The organism is Psychrobacter sp. 1U2, from assembly GCF_051847575.1.
The window spans coordinates 1-795 of record NZ_JBPYDC010000869.1 but is presented as its reverse complement, the minus strand read 5'-3'; the positions used below and the strand labels follow the sequence as shown (position 1 = coordinate 795).

The window sequence follows — 795 nt, the reverse complement described above, 5'->3', positions numbered from 1 at the left end:
CTCAACCTGACCAATTTGCTTGATTTGGCGGGCGAGGCGATAAGCCACGTTTGCCATCTCTTTACCTAGTGTCGTTGGGCTGGCAGTTTGACCGTGAGTACGTGAGAGCATTGGCTGATCGGCGTGCGCAATGGCTAGGTCGGCGATACTGTCGGTCACTTGCTGCATTTTTGCAACCACAAGCTCGCGGCTATCTTTTAGCATCAATGCGTACGATAAGTTGTTAATGTCCTCACTAGTACAGGCAAAGTGAATGAACTCAAGTGAGTCAATTAAGGCATCCTGACCACGAAATTTGTCTTTGATAAAGTACTCAACCGCTTTTACATCGTGATTGGTCGTTGCTTCGATGTCTTTGATTGCTTGTGCATCCGCTTCACTAAAGTCATCAACAATGCTATTTAAAAAGGCATTGGTATCTGTATCAAATGCTGATAATTCACCGATTGCGCTATTATCCGCCAATGACTGTAACCAGCGAATCTCAACGGTGACGCGTGCTTTGATCAAGCCAAATTCAGACAAATAAGGACGTAAGCTGTCGGCTTTGGATGCGTAACGACCGTCGATTGGGGAGAGTGCGGTAAGTGGAGTCATAGTGATGCCTCGATAGTTATGAGATAAAAAATTGCAAAGGTGTAGCTACTAAAAATTGCTATATAAGCACGGGGTAAAAATAGTTGCGCGTAATATAGCAGAAATGTGAATGTAAAAAACCCGTCTATTCATATAACTTTATATTTAAGGTGTATTGACAGTATCTGATTGCGTTGTCCCATACTGAGTATTAAAGTA

The 795-nt window shown here is 43.0% G+C and carries 1 protein-coding gene; it reads right to left on the bottom strand.

Annotated features, from left to right (window positions below; translation table 11 throughout):
• The coding region (locus tag ACS8FD_RS19230) for a lyase family protein (RefSeq protein WP_439277037.1) at nt 1–597 on the bottom strand (597 nt) is incomplete at its 3' end.
• Between the last annotated feature and the right edge of the window lie 198 nt (nt 598–795).